Source organism: Streptococcus sp. 27098_8_99 (assembly GCF_041431935.1).
Classification (GTDB): Bacteria; Bacillota; Bacilli; order Lactobacillales; family Streptococcaceae; genus Streptococcus; species Streptococcus parasanguinis_D.
The window spans coordinates 95,461-120,677 of record NZ_JAPVYQ010000002.1; the positions used below are offsets into that span (position 1 = coordinate 95,461).

Sequence of the window (25,217 nt, forward strand, 5' to 3'; positions counted from 1 at the left end):
TATCTTTTTACGGATTAAACAAGGGAAGACGAAGCATCAAAAAAATCCCGAGCCCCTTGAGGCCCAGAACTTTTAGCAAGTATTTTAAAACTCATTATTCCTTGTATAATTGCCGGACTGCTTCTACATCTGAATCCTGAATACTGTAGAAAGAGCCAGCTGGTTGCATGACCGATTCTCCATCTGTGTGGTCCAACCCAATCGCATGGCCTAGCTCATGCTCAGCTGTATTGACAATCCGATCATAACTATAGTTATAGATATAATTTAACAGATAATGGCGATTGAGGCGAACTGTGATGTGGGTGAACCGATTGGTTAAGAGGTTAGTTTGAGAGGCAGTCTCTCCTGCTGCAGAAACGGATGCGTTGTCCATTTCGGTCAAGACCACATTGGCCTCTTTTTCATTTGTGACCAGCTTGAAAGTAAAGGTACCTGTTTGGTTCCAAGCCTCAATGGCATCCTGATAGGCTTTTATAAAAGTTTGACTGATATTGGGATCTAGATAAACCGTGGCCTCTGCTTTTTCCCAGCGAGCACCACTATGCTCATGATTATCCGTCTGCGTCGTCTGTGAGCTAGGCGCCATCCCAAAGCGCGATGCAAAGCCCTGATTACCAAATAAATTTCCAACTTGATAGACAACCTTTTGGGCAGCTCGCCCAACCCCATCCATACCAGAACTAGGAGAATCTGTGAAATAGATGATCCCCACAAGGATGAGAAAACTGATCGCAATGGTCCAGAAAAATCCCCAAAAGAGACTCCAAGCCATGCGAAGGATTCCTCTGAAAAACCGAAAAATAGTTCTCATACATTCTCCTTTCTCTTAAAGAAGGTATGCAATTGTAACACTCCATTCTTAAAAATAACTTAAATAAACCTGCTTTTTTGCTTATTGATGGATGGTTACTTTTCCTGTCTGGTAATCCAGGCTCATTCCACTTTGAACATTAGGAACAAAGACATTGAACTCAAGAGTCCCGTCACTCGATTTGGCTTCGATCTGAGAACCTAAAGGAATCAGATCTTCCGGCTGATTGTAGATCAAAGTGACCCGATAGCGGACCCGCTTGTTCTTATCTAGGGCTTTTCGAACCAGGGTCTCATAGTAGTTTTGACCAGTGGAATGAGGATCATTGGCTTGATTGGACCAAGCCGTTTGCACGGCGATATTTTTGGGATTGCTAGTAGAGGCGTCAAAGCCTTTGAGATTGCCGATCAAGGCGTAACCCAATAGATGACCTCTATCCACAGCATGGTCGTACTCGCCTGACAGATTATGAACCTGATGCCAACCTGCAGGTTTCCAATCGGTTAGGCCACTTCCTGTTGCATCGCGATCTCTGTACTGACGAGTCGCCTTAGTCATGATGGCATTGGCAACTGTCGGTACGGTCTTTCCATTGACTTCTTTTGTCTTGTTATCCGCATAGGGTTGACTAGCCACACTGGCATCCAAATCTGTTCGATTGCCCTTAACGACAAAGGCTCCAGCTCCGTTCCATTCTATGTCATTTCCTAATTGTGAACGAGCAGATTTCGTTAGTACAGAGCTAGCTAACTCTTTACTGGGTGTTTCCTCTTGGCTACTGGTCACCACGGAAACAACCTGATCCGTCGCTTCTTTTATTGTCGGTTGATTAAAATAATAGCCCCCGATTGCTAGGGCTGTTGCCACCACAAAACCTGCTAAGGTTTGTTTGGTTCGTTTGCTTACTGTTTGTTTTGTCATACCTCTCTCCAAAAAAGAGCAGCGCTAGATGGGTCACTGACTCAATTCGCTGCTCTCCTTTTTACTCAATGTTATTTAAATCTTATTTGCCGGTTAGCTTTCCAATGATTTCTGACCAGGTATCCGGAGAGAGAATGGACCATGGATTTTTTCCATCGCCAATCACTCCATAGCCAATGACCAAACCAATTGCAAAAATGATGATGCCAATCACAGCCAACAGGAGGACAATTCCTAGCTGTTTTCCAACATAGCGAAGATTAGTTTTCATCGTCTGCTTCCTCTACACGTTTCACGTCTGCACCAAGTGCCACCAATTTCTCATGGAATTGATAATAACCACGGTCTAAGTGACTTAATTTGCTGACCTTTGTTTCTCCTTCTGCCACTAAGCCCATCAAGACAAGCGTTGCACTCGCGCGCAAATCGGTCGACATGACCTCTGCACCTTGGAAGCTTTCACCTCCTACGATACGAGCTGTATCCCGCATAATATCTGAGTGAACGCCCATTCGACGCATTTCTTCCAAATGTTGGAAACGATTCTCAAAGACGGTTTCAATCATGGTGGACTCACCCTTAGCCATGGCCATCAAGGCTGTAAATTGAGCCTGCATATCAGTTGGGAATCCTGGGTAGGGAAGAGTTTTAACGGTCACTGGACGGAGCTTACTGATATCCGATTGAATCCGAATGCCATTTTCTTCTTCGGTTACCGTCACGCCCATCTCCTGCATCTTAGACAGCAGAGGACGATTGTGTTCCCAAATGGCATCTTCGATCAAGACATCTCCACCGGTCATGGCTGCCCCAATCATAAAGGTTCCAGCTTCGATGCGGTCTTGTACAACATTGTGGTCTGCCCCGTGCAAGCTCTCCACACCGACGATGGTTAAGGTCTCAGTTCCTGCCCCCTTGACATTAGCTCCCATTTTGTTGAGCAAAAGAGCTAGGTCAACAATCTCAGGTTCCCGCGCAGCATTTTCAATCACGGTGACTCCATCAGCCAAGGTTGCAGCCATCATAATATTTTGTGTCGCCCCTACTGATGGGAAGTCCATATAGATATGTGCTCCCTTGAGACGATCTGCTTTCGCTTCAATATAGCCGGCCGTTTGTGTAATTTCAGCCCCCATGGCTTCCAGACCTTTGAGATGGAGGTCTATTGGACGACTACCGATCGTACAGCCTCCAGGCATGGAAACTTTAGCATGGCCATTGCGTGCCAAGACAGGACCCAAGACAACGATAGAGGCCCGCATCTTGCTCACATACTTATAAGGCGCTTCCTCTGATAATTTTTCTTGCGCATCTACGACAACCGTATTTTCTTCTTCATTGAAGGTCACTTGTGCATTCAAACCACGAACGACATTGTTCATTGTGAAGACATCTGATAAAACAGGGACGTTTTTTAAGGTTGTCACGCCCTCACTTGCAAGGACTGTTGCAGCAAGAAGCGGAAGGACAGCGTTTTTTGCTCCTTCGATTTTGACAGTTCCAACTAGTCGATTATTTCCACCATTAACGATTATTTTTTCCATACGGGATTGTTCTCCAATTTCTTAAAGTCACGACTTCTATCATACCATATTTTTGATAAAATGTGGCTAGAATTGGCCAATAAAAATCTGCCGACTCATCTCATACACGCTGATAAAAAATGAGCTGGCTAGATAGCCGATTCCAATGCTGAGCATCAAGATCAAAAAACGGATTTTAACAGCATTTTCAGTACTTACTTTTAAAAACTTTTCCCATTGAACTAGGTTCAACAATAGGTAATAGGCAAAAAAGATAAACAATAAATGGCTTGAAAAGTTAAAAATCATTTGGATCATACAGCTATTATACCATATTTGATTCTCACTTTCTTCTTTTGATTCTCACTCAACAAAAATAAGGCGAGGACAAGACCTCTACCTTATTTTTTAATATGTTATAAACGATTTCCGACATTAATCCGGTTAATGGCGCGTTGAAGAGCAATTTTAGCACGACGTTCCATATCAACCGAATGCTGATCTTTGGCTTCTTCAATCGCTTTTTCAGCTCGCAGTTTGGCACGTTCTGCACGACTAATGTCGATATCTCGAGCACGTTCGGCAGAATCGGCAACAATGGTAATGACATTACCTGCTACTTCGATAATCCCCCCATTGACTGCAATCCAATCAATATGTTTGTCATCGTCTATCCGACGAACCTTTACTTGGTCTACAGCCAAAACCGCAATGGTATTGATATGATGAGGTAAAATCCCTAATTCACCATCAATTGTCTTGACAGATACAAATGCGGCATGATGATCATAAACCAGTCCATCCGGTGTAACGATTTGGACGTTCATTTGACTCATCTTTCACCTCTTCTTAGAATCCCATTTTTTCAGCTTTGGCGATCACATCTTCGATCGATCCAACACCACGGAAGGCATCTTCAGGAAGATGGTCATATTTCCCATCCAAAATTTCTTTAAAGCCACGAACAGTTTCTCCAACTGGTACATAAGAACCAGGTTGACCGGTAAATTGTTCCGCAACGTTGAAGTTTTGTGACAAGAAGAATTGGATCCGGCGAGCACGAGCAACCAAGGTCTTTTCTTCGTCAGACAATTCATCCATCCCCAAGATAGCAATGATATCTTGCAATTCATGGTAACGCTGAAGGACACGTTTGACCTCAGATGCTACTGCATAGTGTTCTTCTCCTACGATTTCTGGAGAAAGGGCACGTGAGCTTGATGCCAATGGGTCCACCGCAGGGTAGATCCCCAATTGTACCAATTTACGTTCCAAGTTGGTTGTTGAATCCAAGTGGGCAAAGGCGGTTGCTGGCGCTGGGTCTGTATAGTCATCGGCTGGCACATAGATGGCTTGGATGGATGTAACAGAACCTTTCTTGGTTGACGTAATCCGTTCTTGCAATTGCCCCATTTCAGTTGCCAAAGTAGGTTGGTAACCAACGGCTGAAGGCATCCGTCCCAAAAGGGCTGATACTTCAGATCCGGCTTGGGTGAAACGGAAGATATTGTCGATAAACAAGAGAACGTCCTGACCTTCGACATCACGGAAGTATTCCGCAATGGTCAAACCAGTCAAAGCAACACGCATCCGTGCTCCAGGTGGCTCATTCATTTGTCCAAAGACCATGGCTGTTTTTTCAATAACGCCAGATTCTTTCATTTCCCAGTAAAGGTCATTCCCTTCACGTGTCCGTTCCCCAACACCGGTAAATACAGAAATACCACCGTGTTCTTGGGCAATATTATGGATTAATTCTTGAATCAAGACAGTCTTCCCAACTCCGGCACCACCGAAGAGTCCGACCTTCCCACCTTTCAAATAAGGGGCTAAGAGGTCAATGACCTTGATCCCTGTTTCAAGAATTTCTTCTGAAGTAGAGAGCTCGTCAAAGGATGGAGCTTTTTTGTGGATGGAGTCACGAGGAGCATCCTCAGCAAAAGGTTGATCCAAGTCAATGGTATCTCCAAGAACATTGAAGACACGTCCCAAGGTTTCTTTTCCGACAGGAACAGAGATTGGACGACCTGTGTCCAAGACTTCCATTCCACGGGTTAAACCATCGGTTGATTCCATGGCGATGGTCCGTACGACCCCATCACCAAGTTCCAAAGCTACTTCAAGAACGACTTTTGATTTTTGTTGGTCATTTTTATAGACTACAAGCGCATTATTGATCTCAGGAAGTTTATCTCCAACGGAAAAGGCAACGTCTACGACGGGACCTACGACCTGAGAAATTTTGCCTAAACTCATGTCATTCTCCTATTCTAAGTAATTTCTACTGCTCAAAAGTTCTCTTTCAAGCATCTGTTTTTGTATTTAAAATTGTATCCGACAACTATTCAAGGGCGCTAGCACCCGCAACGATTTCGGTAATTTCTTGTGTAATCGCTGCTTGACGAGCACGGTTGTATTGAATCGTTAATTCATCAATGACTTTCTTGGCATTGTCTGTTGCAGTTTGCATGGCCATCATCCCAGCAGCATTTTCAGCTGTTTTAGCATCAATAATGGCACCATAGATCATGCTTTCAGCAAATTGAGGAAGCAATTGATCCAAAATGGCATCTCGACTAGATTCCAATTCTAGATTCAATACATAGTCCTCATCCGCTTCATTTGGGTCCAAATCAATAATTGGAAGCATTTGTTCCACCCGCATTTGACTCGTCAAACTGTTGACGTGGTGGTTGTAACAGACGTACAACTCATCAAACAAGCCTTCCTGATACATTTGGACTGTTTTCGAAATGATCTTGCGAACTTCCTTAAAGCTAGGCTGATCAGGCAAACCACGCAATTCATAAACCGGCTGAATCCCACGGGCACGGAAGAAATCCGCACCGACGCTTCCAATACAGATCACTTCAAAGTCATCTCCAGTTGGATGGTATTCTGCCTTCATTTCCATCATGGTTTTAAGGATGGAGGCATTGTAACCTCCAACCAAACCACGATCGGATGTAATCACGATATAAGCTGTCTTTTTTACCGGGCGACTCACCAACATCGGATGGGACTTGGTATTTTCTGTTTCATGTCCATGGAGCAAGTCTGTTAAGAGCTTACGAACCTTAGCAGCATAAACCTGAAAATCCTTGGCTGCCTGCTCAGATTTACCAAGTTTGGCAGCAGACACCATCTGCATGGCATTGGTGATTTGACTGGTGTTTTTTGTGGATGCAATTTTATTTTTAATATCATTTAATGAAACTGCCATCTTCCACTCCTATTTCTATTTGAAATTTGACTGGTTGACAAATTCAGTAAGGGCTGCATCCAGTTCTTCTTCTGCTGGAAGATCATGTGTCGAACGAATCGTCTCAAAGATTTGATGATAATGTGCTTCGAAGTAATCAAACAACTCTTCTTGGAAACGAAGAATGTCGTCTACTGGAACACTATCTAAGAAACCATGAGTCAAGGCATACAAGATCACGACTTGTTTTTCAACCGTCAATGGTTCATGAACAGGTTGTTTCAAGACTTCAACTGTTCGGCGACCACGGTTCAATTTCGCTTGAGTCGCAGCATCCAAGTCACTACCAAATTTCGTGAAGGCTTCCAATTCACGGTAGGAAGCGAGGTCGATACGAAGGGTACCCGCAACTTTCTTCATAGCCTTGATTTGGGCAGCTCCCCCTACACGAGATACAGAAGAACCTGCATCAATGGCTGGACGAATACCAGCATTGAACAAACTATCTTGCAAGAAGATTTGTCCGTCTGTGATCGAAATCACGTTGGTTGCGATATAAGCAGAAATATCTCCTGCTTGGGTTTCAATGATTGGAAGAGCTGTAATAGAACCCCCACCCAATTCATCTGAAACTTTCGCAGAACGTTCCAACAAACGGCTGTGGAGATAGAAGACATCCCCTGGGAAGGCTTCACGTCCTGGTGGACGACGGAGAAGAAGGGACAATTCACGGTAGGCTACGGCTTGTTTTGACAAATCATCATAGACGATCAAAACGTGTTTACCGTTATACATGAACTCTTCTGCCATAGCAACCCCAGCATAAGGTGCCAAATAAAGCAATGGAGACGGTTGAGAAGCCGAAGCGGTTACTACAATCGTATAATCCATAGCTCCGTATTTACGAAGAGTTTCTACTTGCGTACGAACTGTTGATTCTTTTTGACCAATCGCCACATAGATACAGATCATGTCTTGACCCTTTTGGTTCAAGATGGTATCGATGGCAATCGAAGTTTTCCCTGTTTGACGGTCTCCGATGATCAATTCCCGTTGACCACGTCCGATTGGAACAAGGGCATCAATGGCTTTCAAACCAGTTTGTAAGGGTTCTGAGACAGATTTCCGTTGCATAACACCAGGAGCTGGTGTTTCAACTGGACGGAATTTATCTGTCACAATCTCGCCCAAACCATCTACTGGTTGGCCAAGCGGGTTGACAACCCGACCAATCAAGGCATCCCCTGCAGGGACTTCCATGATTTTACCTGTACGACGGACAGAGTCTCCTTCACGAATATCCGTGAAATCACCCAAGATGATGATACCGACATCCGTTGTTTCTAAGTTTTGGGCCATCCCGTATGAGCCATTTTCAAAGATCAACAACTCACCACTCATGGCATTTTCAAGCCCATGAGCACGGGCAATCCCGTCACCAATGTAGGTTACAACACCTGTCTCAGTGACGTCAAAGTTTGGCTTGAAATTTTCAATTTGTTGCTTAATTAAAGCGCTGATTTCTTGTGCGTTAATCGCCAAAATTCACACCACTTTCTATTTCAATTTAGATTTTATAACTTGCAATTGGTGTTTGAGACTGGTATCCAACGTTTTATGATTGGCTGTCACGACAAAGCCACCAATTAAATCTGGATCGATCTTTTGTTGGATCGAGCGAACTTGAATCCCAAATTTTCTTTCGATAATGGGTACTAGCTTTTGCTCTTGAACAGGATCCAAACCAGCAACCGTCGTAACAGTGACGACAAAAGTGTTGCTCAACAGTTGAATCTGATCCAAACAAATCGTTACAATGTCATAAAATAAGGCTTCACGATGATTGAGAATAACCACTTCAATCAAATGGTCGAGTAATTGTGAATCCGAGGGTTGAAAAAGTCTGAGACTTTTTGCTTTCTCTTCATCCTCTACACCGATATGAGCTAAGAAGTTAGCAAGTCCAGTCTCTTCAAAAATACCCTTGATTTGAGTCAATTTTTCAAAGACTAGGTCTTGTTCTCCTTTTTCAAAGACCAATTGAACAAAAGGCTGGGTATATTTCTCAATCACCATCAGTTGCTTTTTGTCCATTAGGCTTCTCCTAATTCATCAAGATAGCGATCGATCAGTTGGCGTTGACCTTCAGCATCCAGCTGTTGGCTCAACAATTTGCTGGCAAGATTGACAGTGAGATCTGCCACATCGCCTTTGATACTGTTCAATGCTTCTTCTTTGTTATGCGCAATTTCTTGTTGCGCTTTTTCTTTCAAACGTACTGCTTCTTGAGTGGCTTCTGAAAGGATCTGAGATTTGTTCTTTTCTGCAGTTTCCTTTGCATTTTCGACAATAGACGCAGCTTCTTTGCGGCTACCTGCCAACTCTTCTTCACGTTTACTTGCTAGTTCCTCAGCTTTTTGACGAGCTGATTCTGCTCCATCAATATCATCTGTAATCTTTTTGGCACGCGCTTCTAAAATTCCATTGATATTGTTCCATGCAAATTTCTTTATTAAAAAGATTAATAATAGGAAGGAACCAGCAATGAGAATAAAGTTACCAATAATTTCACTCATTGATACATGCATTCTTCTACTCCTCCTCTACTTACTCTTCACCATTAATTTTCTTACCAATATAAATTGATGACAACATGGTAAACACATAGGCTTGGATACATGAAATGAAAATCGAAAACGCTGTCCACGCCATGCTTCCAATAAAGGCAAATGGATACCAATAAACAGCTTGATGCGACAAAGTCACAAGCAAGCTTGCTAGTACCTCACCCGCAAAGATATTTCCGAAGATCCGAAGTGCCAAGGAGGCAAAGTTCGTTAATTCTTCCAAAATATTCATGGGGGTCATAAATCCGGGTGTCACAAAAGCCTTTAAATATTCCTTCACACCACGTCTGCGAATTCCTTCTACATGGGCGATTAAGGTGATCAAAAATGAAAAGGCAAAGTCATAACCCAGGTTAGCGGTTGGTGATGTCCACAAATTGTAACCATTGGTCGTTTCGATTTTAGCCATCAATCCAATGTTATTGGCTACTAAAAGAAAGAGGAAAAGAACAAACAAGAACAAGGAATAGTCCTTTATATAATGTTCCCCAATATTTCCTTTGGTAAAGCCTACGACAAAGTCATATGCGTATTCCAGCACATTTTGTTTGCCTTTTGGTCGGATCGACATTTTTCGACTGGCCCAATAAATGAAGCCAAAAACGGCGAAAACAGAAATCAGGGTCATAGCAAGTAGGGTCAAATTAAAAGATACAGGTCCAAGAGTAATCGTTGGATTGATACTTTCTTCCAAGGTTTGACACCTCCTTTTCTAAAATAGAAGCGTCTATTTGATAATAAAGGCCATAACCAAGGTTACGAAGAAAGTACCTTCGACAAAGGCAACACCAAGAATCAAGAGGCTACGCAATTGACCGATAATTTCTGGTTGACGAGACGCAGATTTCAATAAGCTACTCATCATCAAACCTTCTGCCAGTGATACACCAAAACAGGCTAAACAAAGACCTAAAAATGTTAAATTCATGATGAATTCTCCTTTTATAAATTTTACCTCCTTAGTTTACTCCTAAAAGATATAATAGTCAAATATTTCCTATAAAAGTAAGCGTTTTAGTGAAATTACGTTATTTTTTTAATATGATAATTTTTCCTATCTACGATTGATTTCTTTTAATTTTTAGACGCTTTGTCCACCTCTATTCATTTTTTCTTCTAAAAACCTCTCACCTGCTCAGCAGATGAGAGAATTCGATTATTTAAAGATAGACGTTTTGAAACTGTCTGTTTGTTGCAGTAATTTCTTAAAGATTTTTTCTTTCAAGGCAAGGGTATTGTCAAATTTGACAGAACCATTCTTCAAACTGGCCTGATCTTTTTCAACCGCAGTTGCAAAGGCTTGTTTTAAGTCCTCATAAGAGCTATAAGTAGTCCCATCCACTTCAATAGCCTGAAGTCCATTTTTGGCACTGGTTACCACTTCATTGAAGTAGGCTTTCTTCCAGTCTTCAAGGGTACTGAATTTCCCATCAGAAATCTTTTGAATGATGTAATCATCCCCTAGAGTCGCATGACCTGCTTGTTTGGATTCTTGTTTATACTTGTTTGAAGCATAGCCTAAGAAGCCTTTTTCATAGCCATAGTAACCCCAGAGTCTGAAGGTATTGTGTTTGAAGGACATGGCTCCAGGAGCCCCTTCACTGGTGTTTCCACCATAGATCCCTGTCATCATCGGTACCGTCACATAGGCTGAACCAAAGTCCGATGGATTATAGACACCATTTCCAGGACCACGATTGGTCATGAAGTTGTTGGTGATGAGATCATCTACTGAATGTAAGGTGATGGCTTTTTCCTCATCACTCAAAGGACGCACCTTATCAAATTGATTCTTGGTATTAGCCCCTCGGTATTGTTTATCAACCTTCTTGAACCATGCATTGTTCAAGTCTTGACTGCCTTTATTGAGGACGGCTTCTCCTTCTAGGTAATCCAGAAGCATGAGAGTGTCATTATAGCCTTTCATATACCGATCAATTTCGTCACGTGACTTCAAATCATTTGGATTGGTATTGTACCATTGGTTGCCGTCGTTTGGACGTTCATAGGCCATGTTGAGACCTAGAGCTTTGTATTCCCCATTTGGATTGGATACGGATGGCGTTTGGAGCATGCCTTGAGCATAGGCTTCTAGATCCGTTCCTTCACGGTGTCTCCAGCCACCCAAGTATACCATACGGTCATTGACGTGCGTCGTTTCATGGGTAAAAGCAGAAATCCCAAAGTCACTGATCATATCCGTCACCATAAAGAAGACCGAATCATCTTTATAAGGATTTCCATAGACACGAGCGGTTGCTCCCATGCGCCAATCTGTCGCATGGTAACGATCAGTTGGTCCATATAATTCACGAATTGGAGCGACATCTTTTCCACTATTCGTATGGCCATAACGGTCTGTACTAATGCCTTTATAGTTTTGATTATCAAGGACAGGGGTCGGCACCATATTATTGCTCTTTAGGAGCTGGTTGCGAACATTATCAGCTGCTAATCGCGACCAGAAATCCAAGTAGTCCTGTTGGGCTTTTGCTACTTTATCAATTTCCGCCTTGAAGGCATTTCGTTCTGCCTCAGTGTTTTTACCGTATTTCTCGAAGGAACTATAGGCCAAGGTATTGTATGTTGAAATCAAGAACATGTGCGCATCTTTAAGATTCAAGAGTGGCAAGATCATTTTACCGTGAATATCATTGTTTAAGCCCTCATAGGCTCTATGCTTAGCAGATGCGAAAGCTGGATTGGTCGTCTCAGGCTCCACAATATAGACATTGTCTTTGGTTGCTTTGATGAACCAATCATTCAAGTCTGTATCAGTTGTAAAGAGGTCCATATTGTACTTCAGGAAGTCATTTAGGTTGCTAGAAAGAGTAGACTTCGCAACGACTTCTCGGAAGGCATCATGGGTACGAGTTCCTTTGATGTAGTCTTCTTTTGAACCAATTTCAATCAAACGGTCTAAGACATCAACATTCTTCCCATAGAAGTCTGGCTTGAACAACATGAGCTGCTTAAGATTGACATCATCGAACTTCACTCCGTAATAGCGATTGAGGTAAGAAAGCCCTAAAAGAACGGCCGCCTTGTTGTCATCAACTTTCTTGATAAGGGCACGTTTAGCAGCCTCATCTGTGTTTAATTGATGGTCTTGGTTTTCAACCAGTTGTTTGACAAAGTGAGTCAGATTATCCTTGACTTCTTGGAAACTTTCTTCGAGGTAAAGGTTCTTAATGGCATTGACTTTGTTAGGTCCTGTTCGACCTAAGTGAGTGTAGATTGGATCTGATTGCAATTCTACAGGACTTAATTTCTCTACGATGGCACTGATGAGATCGCTACGGTCCTTGTCCACCATATTTGGCGTGTAGACTACTTCACCGAGCTCCGCCACACTGTACTCTTTGACTTGTTTGACTTTAGAATCTTTCGGTGTCATGCTAAAGACATCTTTGGTCTTATCGGCATAATGGATCAGGATGTGATCAGCATCTGCTAGTTCCGTGACAAAATCATTGCCCTTCATAGCGGTCACAGACAAGACTTCCTTGGTCAAAAGAGGGCTCGTCGCAGCCAATTTATTCCCTTGGTCGACAATCCACTCTTTATTGTAGAATGGTTGCAATTTAGCAATATTACGGTAAGCCAGCTCACGAGTCGCATCGTAAGCAGTGATGGCCTTGTATTGATCGTCTTTGCTAACAAGGTGATTGAGCGTGTCTTCAATCGGTTTGCTGCTGGTGAATGTATCAGCTGTAATTCCCATTGCTTCGATTTTCTGCTCAGCTTCTGCCAGCGAGATGCTAGGGATTTTACGGGAGTTGTTAAAGGATTTCTTCCCTTCACTCACGCCTTCCACGCTGTAATTGCGCTTGGTTCTTGAATAGGTGAAGTAATCATCAGCGTCGATATCCGAGTGTCCGAAGACCATCTCACCCGTTTTGACTTTCATCATGGTGATGTTGTCTTCAATAGTCCCCAAGGCCCAGTTGGTCCCCAGTAATCCACCAGATTGAACCGCTTCTTTGAGTTCAATTGAACCTTTAGCAACGGAGTTTCTGAGAACCCCTTCTTTACCTACTGTGTGGTTATTTCCACCATTTTGAGAGGAATAAACGAGACCTGCAGCTTTGGCTTTGTTCCCAGTGATTTCAGCATCAACGTAAGCTTTTTCTACGACACCCTTCCAGTTCTCACCAACAACACCCGCTAGATAGCCACCTTTGTTCCCAGCAGCGTGCAGTTTCCCGATAAAGGCGACATTACTTACTTTCCCACTGCCATCAATTTTATTGATAATACCAGCTACGTCATTGTTCCCAACAACACTTCCTGTTACTTTAACATTTTCAACAGTTGCATTATTTTTGATGACACCTGCGATTGGAGCTACTCGATCAGTCCCAGGTAGGTCAATCGCAACATTTTCAAGCAAGAGATTCTTAACCGAGCCACCTTCGATGTTCCCAAACAGTGGTCGCGTGATATTATGGATGGCAAATGTATTTCCATCCGTACTTTCCAAAATTCCCTTGAAGGCATTGGTCACATAGGATTTCCCTGCTGGCTGGACATTAGCCGCATTCATATTGCTACCAATCTTAAAGGTACCAGTCGGATTGGCTTGCATGGCTTTTACAAGTTCGTTGAAATTGTAGTAGACATCACCTTCATGTGCTTTTGGTTTCGCAATATAGTGGACATAGTCCTCACTGAACTGGTTGTCCGCAGTCCGTTGGATGAGATCAGGAGCTTTGGCTGTTACTTTGTAGAGGGTCGTGCCATCTACCGTCACTTCTTCGATTTTATCAACGGCTAGTTTCGTGACCTTATTATCATGGGTGGTAACCTTTAAGTAGTAAGGCTTCACATCAGACGGTGTTTCAGTCAAGAGGCTGCTATCAGTCTCAAGACCTTGGTCATCCACGCTAATCAGACTGGTTTCCTTGATGTTTTTGATTTCAACTTTTTTAAGATCAATTCTCAGTGGTTCTTCCTTGAGAACTTCTTCTTCATCCCCATTTCCACGGTCATAGACCATGGTCGTTGCGAGCGTATAATCCTTGTAGTAGTCCAAGTCCGCTAAAGCAGCTGCCAAGTCCGTCTCTGAAAGGGTCAGGGTTTTCACCACTTGATCACCCTTCTTCAATACAGCCTGGATGGACTTGATGGTCACACCGTCTGGTTTATCCAAATGATAAGTAGCTTTAGCACTGCGCTTCAATTCTTCCTTATCGACCTGGGTCAAAGTTAAGGTAGGCTTGTCAAGTTCTTTGGCCCCTTGTTGAATGATCTGATCTTGCGCTTGTTCAACTACTTCCTCAGAAATCGTAGGAGCATCCGTTGTCTTAACTCCCTTAATGGTCTTATAGACCTTGGTGATTTTCTTCTTCCCATTCTTACCGGCTTGAGAAACCCTTTCGGTTCCTTTTAGCAAGGTAGCATCTTGTTCGGTTACCGTCTTAAATGGAATTTCCTCATACGAAACATCCTCTGTTTGGCCTTCAATCGCCTTAGTCCCACGACTAATTTTTTCTGTCACAGGAGCTTTTACCGTTTCAGTGGTCGTGCTCACGGGCTCGCCAATCTTCTCACCATTGACCGTCTTATAAACTCGACGAATCTCCTGGCTACCAGCCTCGCCTTTCTGAAGGAGGCTTTCTTCATCGGTGTAACGATTGGCGTCCGTTACATACTCTGTTTCATATGGAAGGATTACCGTTTCTGTCTCTGTTACCGTCCCTTCCGTTACTTGATAGGTTGGGTTCTCTGGTTGAATAGGAGCTTCGCCGACATGGCCTTCTTCCTGTGTTCCCTTGGCTTCCACCACACCTGTATAGGTTGGGTTCTCAGGTTGAACAGGGGCTTCGCCGACATGGCCTTCTTCTTGTGTCCCTTTGGCTTCCACCACGCCTGTATAGACTGGGTTCTCAGGTTGAACAGGGGCTTCGCCAACATGGCCTTCTTCCTGTGTTCCCTTAGCTTCCACCACACCTGTATAGGCTGGGTTCTCCGGTTGAACAGGAGCTTCGCCGACATGACCTTCTTCTTGTGTTCCTTTGGCTTCCACCACACCTGTATAGGCTGGGTTCTCTGGTTGAACAGGAGCTTCACCGACATGACCTTCTTCCTGCGTCCCCTTTGCTGTTACAACTGGAGAAGGGCTGGGTTGAGGGGTTGGTTGGGCATCTTCTTTTGTCCCAACGGCAAGAATTTGTGAAACTGGTTCTTTTGTGACCTTGCTTTCAACGACTCTGCGAACTTCTTGTCCATCTACCACACTCACTTCCGTCAATATGGTTCGCTCCCCATTTTGGCCAGCAGTCAGCACCTTGGTTTGCCCTTTGGCTAATGTAGGATCAGCTTGTTTGACAGTTTCAAATGGCACAGGCTCAGCAGAGACTTCCAGGCTTGGTTTTTCAACTTGAGGAAAGGCTGGAGCGACTTCTGGGGTCACACGCGCTTGTGGTTCCACTTGTGGAATCCCTGTACTTGTTTTGATCGTTCCTTCTACAGAAGGTTTCGTTTCCTGCATAGCCTTTGGCTCTTGTAAGCTCGTCTTTTGGACTGACGGGTAGCGCAAATAACCAATATAGTCATAACCGTCAATTTGAATCACGCCATTTGCAAGATCTTTGTTCGATGCGATCGCAAGATCCTGATTATAGGTGCGTAAGACTTGATTTTGTAGGGCTGCGACTTCAACTGGAAGTAGAAGACTTTGTCCCATGGCTCCAATCAAAAGGACGCCCATAACCTTCTTTCGGTGCTTTTTAGAGAGTAAGAGGACCGCAAAGGAAGCTGTGGCTAGACTTAACCCAAAAAGAGCGACTTCCTGACTTCCTGTTTGAGGAAGAACCGACTGAGTTGCTTCCTTCTTCTTATAGACGAGATAGAAAGTATCTTCATTTTGATATGCTTCAGGGATTGCATGAATCACCTGTGCTTTTTCTTCAGCGGTTAGCTCTTCTTCTGTCACATATCCTAAGTGCACATGAGCAGGTAGAGTCACCTGATCTGCTTTGACAGGACGAGCTCCTAACAAGCTTCCTCCTAATAAAAAGGCTCCAATGGCTACCGGACCAACACCGACAGATAATTTTCGAATCGAATATTTGGTCATTTTTTCAAACGTTTGTTTCGCTTTTTTCATCCTAAAATTCCTATATAGTAATATTTAATCCTCGAGCAGAGACCTGATTATTTCTAGAGAAGCTGAGACCCTTTCCAGAAAATAAGGACCTTCCCGGGATTTTTTACCTTTACCTATCTTATCTTTTTTCTTCTATTTTAGCAAGCTCTAAAACTCAAAAAAATAAACCGTTTTCTTTATAGGAAGAAAGCAACACAAAAAACGCCTCGAAAGGCGTTTGTATTATAGATCTATTTATAAGGATTGGTACAAATCATTGTATCGTTGACTAGCCGTATCCCATGAGAAGTCACGCGTCATAGCTTGCTCTTGGAGACCATACCAAGCCTGTTTGTCATTGTAGTAGACAGCCAAGGCTTCATCAACTGCCCAGTTAAACCAATAGCCAGACAAATTATTGAAACTAAAGCCTGTTCCACTTCCATCAACAGCATTATACGGTTGGACCGTATCTCGAAGTCCGCCGACTTCATGTACCAGAGGAAGGGTTCCATAACACATGGCCATCATCTGAGAAAGGCCACATGGTTCAAAGCGGCTTGGCATCAAGAAGACATCTGATGCTGCATAGATTTCTTGGGCCAATTGGACATCAAATGTGATATTGGCTGAAAGTTTATCTGGGTAGGCTTGACCAAACCAAGCAAAGGCATTTTCAAATCCAGGATCTCCTGTACCGAGCAAGACAATCTGAATATCCTTTTGCAAAAGTTGATGCAACTCTTCTACCACCACATCAAAACCTTTTTGACGTGTCAAACGAGAGACGATCCCAAACAAAGGAACATCATCGCGAACAGGTAGACCAACACGTTCTTGAAGAGCTCGTTTACTAGCTGCTTTACCTGAAAGATCTGAGAGACTGAAGTGATACGTCAAGAGTGGATCCGTTTCAGGATTATACAGATCTGCATCAATCCCGTTAACAATTCCGGTCACCTTGCCAGACTCCATCCGAAGGATCTGATCCAAGCCACAACCATATTCAGCAGTCATAATCTCATGCGCATAGCTAGGAGAAACGGTTGTTACACGGTCAGCATATAGAATACCAGCTTTCATCCAGTTCAGGCAATCATTCCACCGAAGCGTTCCATCTGCATAGCGTTCAAATCCAACTCCGAATAGGTCCCACAACATTCCTGGGTCGAACTGACCTTGGAATTCCAAATTATGGATAGTCAATACTGTTTTAATTCCATGATAAGCTTGAATCCAACGGTATTTTTCCTTCAGCAAGAAAGGAATCATCGCCGTATGGTAATCATGGGCATGAAGAACATCTGGAATGAAGTCAACTCGTTCCATCGTTTCTAAGGCCGCGAGCTGGAAGAAGGCAAACCGTTCGCCATCATCAAAGTCACCATACACATGGCCTCTAAAGAAATAGTGTTGGTTATCAATAAAGTAAAAGGTGACTCCATCTCGTACAATGCGTTTCACACCCACATATTGACTTCTCCAGCCAACCTTGGTCTCAAAATGCAAGACATCTTCGATTTGATCTCCAAACTTGGCCTCTACCATATCATAGTAAGGGAGGATCACGCGCACATCATGACCACTTTTCGCTAAGGATTTAGGAAGAGCGCCAATAACGTCTCCCAAACCACCTGTTTTAGAAAACGGTGCTCCTTCAGCTGCAACAAATAATAGTTTCATTAGACAATATCCTCTGTAACAATCGTTCCTTTTTTAACCACGACAGGTGCTTCTTCTGTCCCACGAATCGTCACACCAGCAGCCACTTCGACACCCTTATCCAGGATGGCATGTTCGACGATTGCATTTTCATGAATCACAACACCAGGGAAGAGAAGACTACTGCGGACCTCTGAACCTTCATGAAGGCGTACCCGACGTGAAACAATGGAACGTTCAACGGTTCCTTCTACAATACTACCCGAAGCAAATTGAGACGTTTTAATATGTGATGTCTTGGAATAATACGTTGGTTCTTCATTCTTCACTTTCGTATACACCTTTTGGTTTGGTGAAAAGAGCTTCATGAATTTTTGGTTTTCCAACATATCCAAGTTTGCATGGTAGTATGATTCAACTGAATGAATATTGGCTAAGTAACCTGTATATTCAAAGGCAAAAGCATTGTATTCCACCGCCAAATCACGCAAGATATAGCGCAATTTTTGTGGGTATTCTTTCTTAGCTTCTTCTTCAATTTTTTCAATCAACCAAGGAGTGTCCACAATAAAGACATCTGTTGACATGTTGTAGACTTCGTCAGGATCCTTGCCATCAAAAAGTCTTTGCTCTGAAACATGGTCTGTTTCATCAATTTTCAAGACAGCATTGACTTCAGAGATATTTTGAAGATGTAACTTCTTATAAACCACTGTAATCGGACGATCAATGGTATTATGAAGGTGGAAAATTTGGTTGAGGTCAATATTCATCAAAACATCACAGTTTAAAGCAACTGTTTGGTTGGAACCAGACCGTTTCAAATAGGTCAACAATTGTTGGTAATATTCTGGCCCTACCGTTGTATTTTCAACAGGAGTATTATAGATTCCGAGGTAATAGTGGCTCAATAAAGTAGACAAGCCCCACTCACGACCTGAACGAATATGGTCAAAGACCGAACTAATATTTTCTTGTTGGAAAATCCCAAAAACACTACGAATACCAGCATTCGCAAGACTAGACAACGGGAAGTCAATCAAGCGGTATTTCCCATCAAACGGTAGGGATGCTACCGGACGATGGCTGGTCAAAGTGGACATATCATGATACCCAACTGTATTTCCTAAAATGGCTGAATATTTATCAATCTTCATCTGTTGCTACCCCCACTTTTTCATTGTAACCGACAACTTGTACTTCCTCTGTTCCATCAATCACGACACCTTCTGCAATAACTGCACCTTCTCCGATAATCGCGCGTTTCACGACAGCTCCTTTACCGATAATGGCATTGCTCATCACGACAGCATCTTCAACAACTGCTCCTTCACGAACTTGAGCTTCTGTTGATAAGATGGAGTGTTTGACTGTACCGTCTACCAAACAACCATCGACTACAAGAGAATCTTCGATGTGAGCATGTTCCCCAAAGAAGTTTGGTGGTGAAATAAGGTTGCGTGAATAGATTTTCCAGTGACGATCGCGACTATCCAAGGCATTATTTGGATCGATATATTCCATATTGGCTTCCCAAAGAGACTCAATCGTACCAACGTCTTTCCAATAACCATTGAATTCATATGCATAAACACTTTCGCCTGATTCTAGATACGTTGGAATGACATTTTTACCGAAGTCTGACATATCGATATCGCTCTTTTCAGCAGCAACTAACATATTGCGCAGACGAGCCCAGTCAAAGATGTAAATCCCCATTGAAGCCTTAGTTGATTTTGGTTCCGCTGGTTTTTCTTCAAATTCGACAATCCGATTATTGGCATCTGTATTCATGATTCCAAAACGGCTTGCTTCCTTCAAAGGAACATCTAGGACGGCAACAGTCAAGCTTGCGTTATTATCCTTGTGTGCTTGAAGCATGTCATCGTAATCCATCTTGTAGATGTGGTCCCCAGATAGAATCAAGACATATTCCGGATTGATGCTGTCGATATAGTCGATGTTTTGGAGAATAGCATGACTAGTTCCTTCGAACCACCGATTTCCTTCACTAGCTGAATAAGGTTGGAGAATAGACACACCTGTATTGATTCCATCCAAGCCCCAGCTGGAACCATTCCCAATATGGCTGTTAAGGGCAAGTGGTTGATACTGTGTAATCACACCAACATTGTGAATTCCTGAGTTGGCACAGTTTGAGAGAGCAAAATCGATAATCCGATAGCGCCCACCAAATTGAACCGCAGGTTTCGCGATGTTTTTGGTTAATTTTCCAAGACGTGTTCCTTGCCCACCGGCAAGAATTAAAGCGAGCATTTCATTCTTCATTGACTACTTCCTCTTTTTAAAGCTTGGACTCCCTTAGAGTCAACCGATCATCATTTTTTATCTGATGTTTTAGATTTCGTTTTGCGAACCTTCCGTTTCACCTTCCAAATGCTAGCCCCTAAAGCCGGCAAAGTAAAGGTCAAAGTTTGTTCATAATCCTTCCACAGTCCATCTTGAGACTGAACTGTCGGATTGTGCTCTTTCCAGACACCTCCCCATTCTTCTAATTCTGTATTCCAAATTTCTTCATAGACAGCTGATACAGGCACACCAATCGTAAAGTCCTTGCGTTCTACTGGTGCCATATTAAAGACGCACACCAGAATATCTCCTTTACGATTTTTCCGAGCCATAGACAAAACGCTCTGATCCCGGTTATCTGCATCAATAATCTCTAAGCCATCAAAGCTATCATCAATCTCCCACAATTCCTTGTGTTCTTTGTAGAAATGATTGAGCTGAGAAGTGAAACGACGCATCTTAGCATTCATTTCATCCTCTAGATTGCCCCATTCCAGTTGCTCTTCTGACTTCCATTCCAAAAACTGGCCAAATTCTGAACCCATAAAGAGTAATTTCTTACCTGGATGACAGATCTGATAGGTCAAGAGGTTACGGAGTCCAGCAAATTGATTGTAACGATCTCCCCACATCTTATGCATCAAACTCTTCTTACCATGCACCACTTCATCGTGTGAAAATGGTAGTAAGAAGTTTTCAGAAAATGCATACATGAAACTAAAGGTTACCAGGTTAAAGTCAAATTTCCGGTAGATGGGATCTTCTTCGTAGAATCGAAGGATATCATTCATCCAACCCATATTCCATTTATAGTCAAAGCCAAGTCCACCTTCTTCTTCAGGACCCGTGATCTTTTGACCAGCAGAACTTTCTTCTGCAATCATCATGACATCTGGGTGTTCGTTCTTGATAATCGCATTCAAACGTCTAAGGAAATGAACACCTTCATAGTTGAGGTTTCCACCATCAATATTTGGTGTCCATGGACCGCTATCGTAATCAAGATAGAGCATATTGCTCACCGCATCGACCCGAATCCCGTCTAAATGATAGGTATCAATCCAAAACTTCAAACTAGAAATCAAGAATGACTGGACTTGATTCTTTCCTAAGTCGAAGTTCAAAGCTCCCCAACCATAGTTATGGGCCCGATGTTCATCCTGGTATTCAAAGGTTGGTGTTCCATCATAATACGCCAAGGCATCATCATTGATAATGAAATGTCCTGGTACCCAATCCACAATCACTCCGATATTGTTGAGGTGGCATTCTTCCACGAAGTCTTGAAACTCTTCTGGGCTACCATAAGTCTGCTCGAGTGCAAAATATCCCATAAGCTGATAGCCCCAACTCAAGCCCAATGGATGGGCCATCACTGGCATAAATTCCACGTGGGTGTAGTTCATCTCTACCAGATACGGAATGAGTTCATCTTTTAGTTGTTTGAAGGTATAGGAACTATGATCCTCATTACGTTTCCACGATCCTGCGTGAACCTCATAAATATTAACAGGTCGTTCCTTAAAACCAAGTTTTTTGCGGCGTGCTCTCCAGAGACCATCTTTCCAGTTTTTCTCTGGAATGGTCTTAATAATAGATCCTGTATTGGGTCTCTTTTCCATCCATAACGCTAGAGGATCGATTTTTTGCACCTGATGACCATTTTGTCGAGTCACCAAATACTTGTATATATCTCCCTCTTTTGCATCGGAACAGAAGACTTCCCAGACGCCTCCTTCATTACGAACCATTGGAATTTTACGAGCTTCCCAATCAGTGAAATCACCAATCAGATCCACCGCCTGAGCATTGGGAGCCCAAACACGGAAGGTAAAGCCTTCTTGTTCTCCCCTTGTTTCCTTGTGAGCTCCTAAGTACTCTTGAAGATGGAAATTATCCCCTCTTCCAAATGTCCATAAGTCTGTGCTTCTATCCATATACTCACCTCTTTGCTTTTTGAAAGCGTTTTCTATTTGATATTATTCTACTATAAAATCACTTAATTTTCAAGTTGATTCCTGTAAAATCATGTAAAATTATCAGGAAAAGTTTTTCCATTTTCTTTCCCGAACCTTTTCGATCCTTCCTTGGTCATCCTCCTTATCTTACTTACGATTATACTATATATACGAGGAAAATCAAACAAAAACCGAACATTTAAATCACTATTTTTATTACTAACTAGTTTATTACGAATAAAATGAACATTTTTATGAACAATGTAAAAAAAGACTAAGACAGATTTGTCTTAGTCTTGTTGAATTCTTAGTCTACGTTCACGTATTCTTTTGAAAGTTCAAGAACTTCTTCCATTGTTGAACATTCAGTAAGAGCACGGTTAGCGTATTCTTGCATTTTAGCTGTGTCGAGTTTCTTCATCAAGCTACGTGTACGAAGGACAGATGTCGCTGACATTGAGAACTCATCCAAGCCCATTCCGACAAGAAGTGGAACAGCAGTTTGGTCACCGGCCATTTCACCACACATACCAGCCCATTTGCCTTCAGCGTGAGCCGCTTTGATCACGTTGTTGATCAAACGAAGGATAGATGGGTTATATGGTTGGTAAAGGTATGATACTTGCTCGTTCATACGGTCAGCAGCCATTGTGTATTGGATTAAGTCGTTAGTACCAATTGAGAAGAAATCAACTTCTTTAGCAAATTGATCCGCAAGCATTGCTGCAGCTGGGATTTCAATCATGATTCCTACTTGGATATCGTCTGCAACAGCAACACCTTCCGCAAGCAATTTAGCCTTTTCTTCTTCAAGAATACCCTTAGCTGTACGGAACTCAGTTAACAAAGCAACCATTGGGAACATGATCCGCAATTTACCGTGAACAGATGCACGAAGCAAGGCACGCAATTGTGTGCGGAACATTTGGTTACCAGTTTCAGAGATAGAAATACGCAAAGCACGGAAACCTAAGAATGGGTTCATTTCTTTAGGAAGGTCGAAATAAGGAAGTTCTTTATCCCCACCGATATCCATTGTACGAACAACCACAGGTTTACCGTTCATACCTTCAAGAACAGCTTTGTAAGCTTCGTATTGGTCATCTTCTGTAGGGAAGTCTTGAGAATCCATGTACAAGAATTCTGTACGATAGAGACCAACAGCTTCTGCACCATTATCGTTTACACCTTCAACATCTTTAGGTGTACCGATGTTGGCAGCCAACTCGAAGTGTTTTCCATCAGCAGTCACTGTTTTCGCATCTTTAAGGAGAGCCCATTCAGCTTTTTGTTTCGCATAAGCTTCACCAGCTGCTTTGAACTCTGCGATTTGTTCTTCAGTAGGGTTGATCACTACTTCACCAGTGATCCCTGAAACAGCCAAAACATCGCCATCTTTGACAAGTTCTGTGATGTTATTTGTACCAAGAACAGCTGCGATTTCAAGTGTACGAGCCATGATAGCTGAGTGGCTTGTACGTCCACCGATATTCGTAACAAAAGCTTTTACATACTTTTTGTTCAACTGTGCTGTATCAGATGGAGTCAAGTCATGCGCAACCACGATTGCTTCTTCATTGATAGAAGCAGGGTTTGGCAATTTTTTACCAAGCAAGTTGGCAAGGACACGTTTGGTAACGTCACGAATATCTGCTGCACGTTCTTGCATGTAAGGATTGTCTTCCATTCCTTCAAAGATCGCAATGAACATGTCAGTGACTTCTTTCAAGCCAGCTTCTGCATTGATTTTTTTCGTACGAATTGTTTCTTTGATCTGACCAATCATTTCAGGGTCAGCAAGAACCATCATATGCGCATCAAAAACTTGTGCTGCTTCTTCACCAAGGCTTGCTACTGCATTCTCCCGAATAAGAGAAAGCTCGTTTTGTGAAGCTTCAAGAGCTGCATCCAAACGAGCTTCTTCTGCACTTGTATCTTCGACTGAAACAGTCTCAAATGATAAGTCTGGTTGAATGAGCAAATATGCCTTAGCAACGGCAACACCGTCAGATGCTGCAATTCCTTTTAGCATTTTTGTCATATTTTAAGCCAATCCTTCTTTAGTCATTGTTTCTGAGATAGCTGCGATAGCATCATCAGCGTCAGCACCTTCTGCAGAGATTACAACGTCTGCTCCTTGACCAACACCAAGGCTCATAACACCCATGATTGATTTCAAGTTAACTGATTTACCTTTGTATTCAAGAGTAATATCTGAAGCAAATTTGCTAGCAGTTTGAACCAACAAAGTTGCTGGACGTGCGTGGATACCTGTTTCTGCCACGATGTGGAAATCTTTAGAAGCCATAGTTTGACTCTCCTTTTTAAAAATAGTTTTTGAGTTACCTTTTGATAACCCTTACAATTTGGTATTATATCATCTTTTGAAATTTTTTTCAAGATTTTTATCACTGACTTACAGAAAAAGACTGAGAAAAATCCCAATTTAGATACATTTTAAGAAGCACCTGAAGAACAGAGAAAATATCTTTTCAATTTTCTACTATATTATAAGTAACATTTTCCTCCGCTTTCAATGAAAAGAAGCTGTTGAACCACAGGATATTGATTCACCAAAAAATTATAACTAATTAAAGATGCTTTAAAGCCTATTCTTATCCCATTTCTTCGATTTTCACACTTTTCGCTCACCACAATATATTGTGCTTTAAAAACTCCATTTCATCTCTTTGCACAATATTTAGTTTTATTTTGTTGACAAGTTGCTGGATTTTGTTTATACTGTTTACAGATTTATATTTCGATAGGAGAACGGAAAAGAAATGGTAACCATTTATTCAAAAAATAATTGTGTTCAATGCAAAATGACCAAGCGATTCCTCGATAGCAATCATGTGGAATACCGCGAAATTAACTTAGACGAACAGCCAGAATTTGTAGAGCATGTTAAGAACCTTGGCTTCAATGCTGCTCCAGTTATTCAAACACCGGATGAAGTATTTTCTGGTTTTCAACCAGCTAAGTTGAAGAAACTTTCTTAATAAACACAGTATTTTGCTTAAATAGGGTCTAGCGTTAGCAACCTAACACTAGACTTTTTACTTGGAAAGAGAGGACTTCTCCTCTTCATTTTTTTGAACTAGAAAAGG

The 25,217-nt window shown here is 42.4% G+C and carries 21 protein-coding genes; 1 reads left to right on the forward strand and 20 read right to left on the reverse strand.

Annotated features, from left to right (window positions below; genetic code table 11):
* Positions 1-94 precede the first annotated feature (94 nt).
* The 20 genes from O3605_RS01845 to O3605_RS01940 all read right to left on the reverse strand — a co-directional run bounded on the left by O3605_RS01845 (position 95) and on the right by O3605_RS01940 (position 24,415).
* Positions 95-814: a M57 family metalloprotease gene (locus O3605_RS01845; RefSeq protein ID WP_371585148.1), complete on the reverse strand. Its 720-nt coding sequence runs from the start codon at positions 812-814 to the stop codon at positions 95-97.
* Positions 815-895: 81 nt separating this feature from the next.
* Complete coding sequence (locus tag O3605_RS01850; RefSeq protein ID WP_049496714.1) at positions 896-1,735, reverse strand: DNA/RNA non-specific endonuclease; 840 nt, start codon at positions 1,733-1,735, stop codon at positions 896-898.
* Between the two features lie 82 nt (positions 1,736-1,817).
* Complete coding sequence (locus O3605_RS01855; RefSeq protein WP_049486327.1) at positions 1,818-2,006, reverse strand: DNA-directed RNA polymerase subunit beta; 189 nt, start codon at positions 2,004-2,006, stop codon at positions 1,818-1,820.
* On the reverse strand, positions 1,996-3,279 hold the full coding sequence (gene murA, locus O3605_RS01860) for a UDP-N-acetylglucosamine 1-carboxyvinyltransferase (protein ID WP_014713091.1): 1,284 nt from the start codon (positions 3,277-3,279) through the stop codon (positions 1,996-1,998). Before murA ends, O3605_RS01855 begins: the two co-directional genes overlap by 11 nt.
* 66 nt (positions 3,280-3,345) lie before the next feature.
* A complete protein-coding gene (locus O3605_RS01865; protein ID WP_013903322.1) occupies positions 3,346-3,576 on the reverse strand; it encodes a DUF1146 family protein in 231 nt (76 codons plus the stop codon).
* Between the two features lie 98 nt (positions 3,577-3,674).
* Entirely contained in the window at positions 3,675-4,094 is a 420-nt protein-coding gene (locus O3605_RS01870; protein ID WP_049496717.1) for a F0F1 ATP synthase subunit epsilon, read from the reverse strand.
* A 13-nt stretch (positions 4,095-4,107) separates the two neighbouring features.
* Complete coding sequence (atpD, locus tag O3605_RS01875; protein ID WP_003006453.1) at positions 4,108-5,514, reverse strand: F0F1 ATP synthase subunit beta; 1,407 nt, start codon at positions 5,512-5,514, stop codon at positions 4,108-4,110.
* A gap of 85 nt (positions 5,515-5,599) precedes the next feature.
* Positions 5,600-6,481, reverse strand: coding sequence for a F0F1 ATP synthase subunit gamma (locus O3605_RS01880; RefSeq protein WP_013903320.1), 882 nt, complete (start codon positions 6,479-6,481; stop codon positions 5,600-5,602).
* Positions 6,482-6,496: 15 nt separating this feature from the next.
* A complete protein-coding gene (gene atpA, locus O3605_RS01885; protein WP_049496722.1) occupies positions 6,497-8,002 on the reverse strand; it encodes a F0F1 ATP synthase subunit alpha in 1,506 nt (501 codons plus the stop codon).
* A gap of 15 nt (positions 8,003-8,017) precedes the next feature.
* On the reverse strand, positions 8,018-8,554 hold the full coding sequence (locus O3605_RS01890; RefSeq protein WP_371585149.1) for a F0F1 ATP synthase subunit delta: 537 nt from the start codon (positions 8,552-8,554) through the stop codon (positions 8,018-8,020).
* Positions 8,554-9,048: a F0F1 ATP synthase subunit B gene (atpF, locus tag O3605_RS01895; protein WP_004219970.1), complete on the reverse strand. Its 495-nt coding sequence runs from the start codon at positions 9,046-9,048 to the stop codon at positions 8,554-8,556. The genes O3605_RS01890 and atpF overlap by 1 nt, the downstream gene beginning before the upstream one ends.
* Positions 9,049-9,067: 19 nt before the next feature.
* Complete coding sequence (gene atpB / locus O3605_RS01900; protein WP_024055550.1) at positions 9,068-9,781, reverse strand: F0F1 ATP synthase subunit A; 714 nt, start codon at positions 9,779-9,781, stop codon at positions 9,068-9,070.
* Positions 9,782-9,814: 33 nt separating this feature from the next.
* Entirely contained in the window at positions 9,815-10,015 is a 201-nt protein-coding gene (locus tag O3605_RS01905) for a F0F1 ATP synthase subunit C (RefSeq protein ID WP_003006433.1), read from the reverse strand.
* Positions 10,016-10,243: 228 nt separating this feature from the next.
* Positions 10,244-16,198 (reverse strand): ZmpA/ZmpB/ZmpC family metallo-endopeptidase, encoded by a 5,955-nt coding sequence (locus O3605_RS01910; protein ID WP_371585150.1) that lies wholly within the window; start codon positions 16,196-16,198, stop codon positions 10,244-10,246.
* Between the two features lie 234 nt (positions 16,199-16,432).
* A complete protein-coding gene (gene glgA, locus O3605_RS01915; RefSeq protein ID WP_371585151.1) occupies positions 16,433-17,860 on the reverse strand; it encodes a glycogen synthase GlgA in 1,428 nt (475 codons plus the stop codon).
* Positions 17,860-18,996, reverse strand: a complete 1,137-nt coding sequence (glgD, locus tag O3605_RS01920; protein WP_049496742.1) for a glucose-1-phosphate adenylyltransferase subunit GlgD — start codon at positions 18,994-18,996, stop codon at positions 17,860-17,862. Before glgD ends, glgA begins: the two co-directional genes overlap by 1 nt.
* Positions 18,986-20,128, reverse strand: coding sequence for a glucose-1-phosphate adenylyltransferase (locus O3605_RS01925; RefSeq protein ID WP_049496743.1), 1,143 nt, complete (start codon positions 20,126-20,128; stop codon positions 18,986-18,988). The genes glgD and O3605_RS01925 overlap by 11 nt, the downstream gene beginning before the upstream one ends.
* Before the next feature lie 50 nt (positions 20,129-20,178).
* Positions 20,179-22,086, reverse strand: a complete 1,908-nt coding sequence (gene glgB / locus O3605_RS01930) for a 1,4-alpha-glucan branching protein GlgB (RefSeq protein ID WP_049496744.1) — start codon at positions 22,084-22,086, stop codon at positions 20,179-20,181.
* 328 nt (positions 22,087-22,414) lie between these two features.
* Entirely contained in the window at positions 22,415-24,148 is a 1,734-nt protein-coding gene (gene ptsP / locus O3605_RS01935) for a phosphoenolpyruvate--protein phosphotransferase (RefSeq protein ID WP_003006414.1), read from the reverse strand.
* Positions 24,149-24,151: 3 nt separating this feature from the next.
* Positions 24,152-24,415 carry a phosphocarrier protein HPr gene (locus tag O3605_RS01940; protein WP_003006411.1) on the reverse strand — a complete coding sequence of 88 codons (264 nt, stop codon included), beginning with the start codon at positions 24,413-24,415 and terminating at the stop codon, positions 24,152-24,154.
* Between the two features lie 475 nt (positions 24,416-24,890).
* On the opposite strand from O3605_RS01940, the gene nrdH reads away from it, so the two are divergent.
* Positions 24,891-25,109, forward strand: a complete 219-nt coding sequence (nrdH, locus tag O3605_RS01945) for a glutaredoxin-like protein NrdH (protein WP_003006408.1) — start codon at positions 24,891-24,893, stop codon at positions 25,107-25,109.
* The last annotated feature ends 108 nt before the right edge of the window (positions 25,110-25,217 follow it).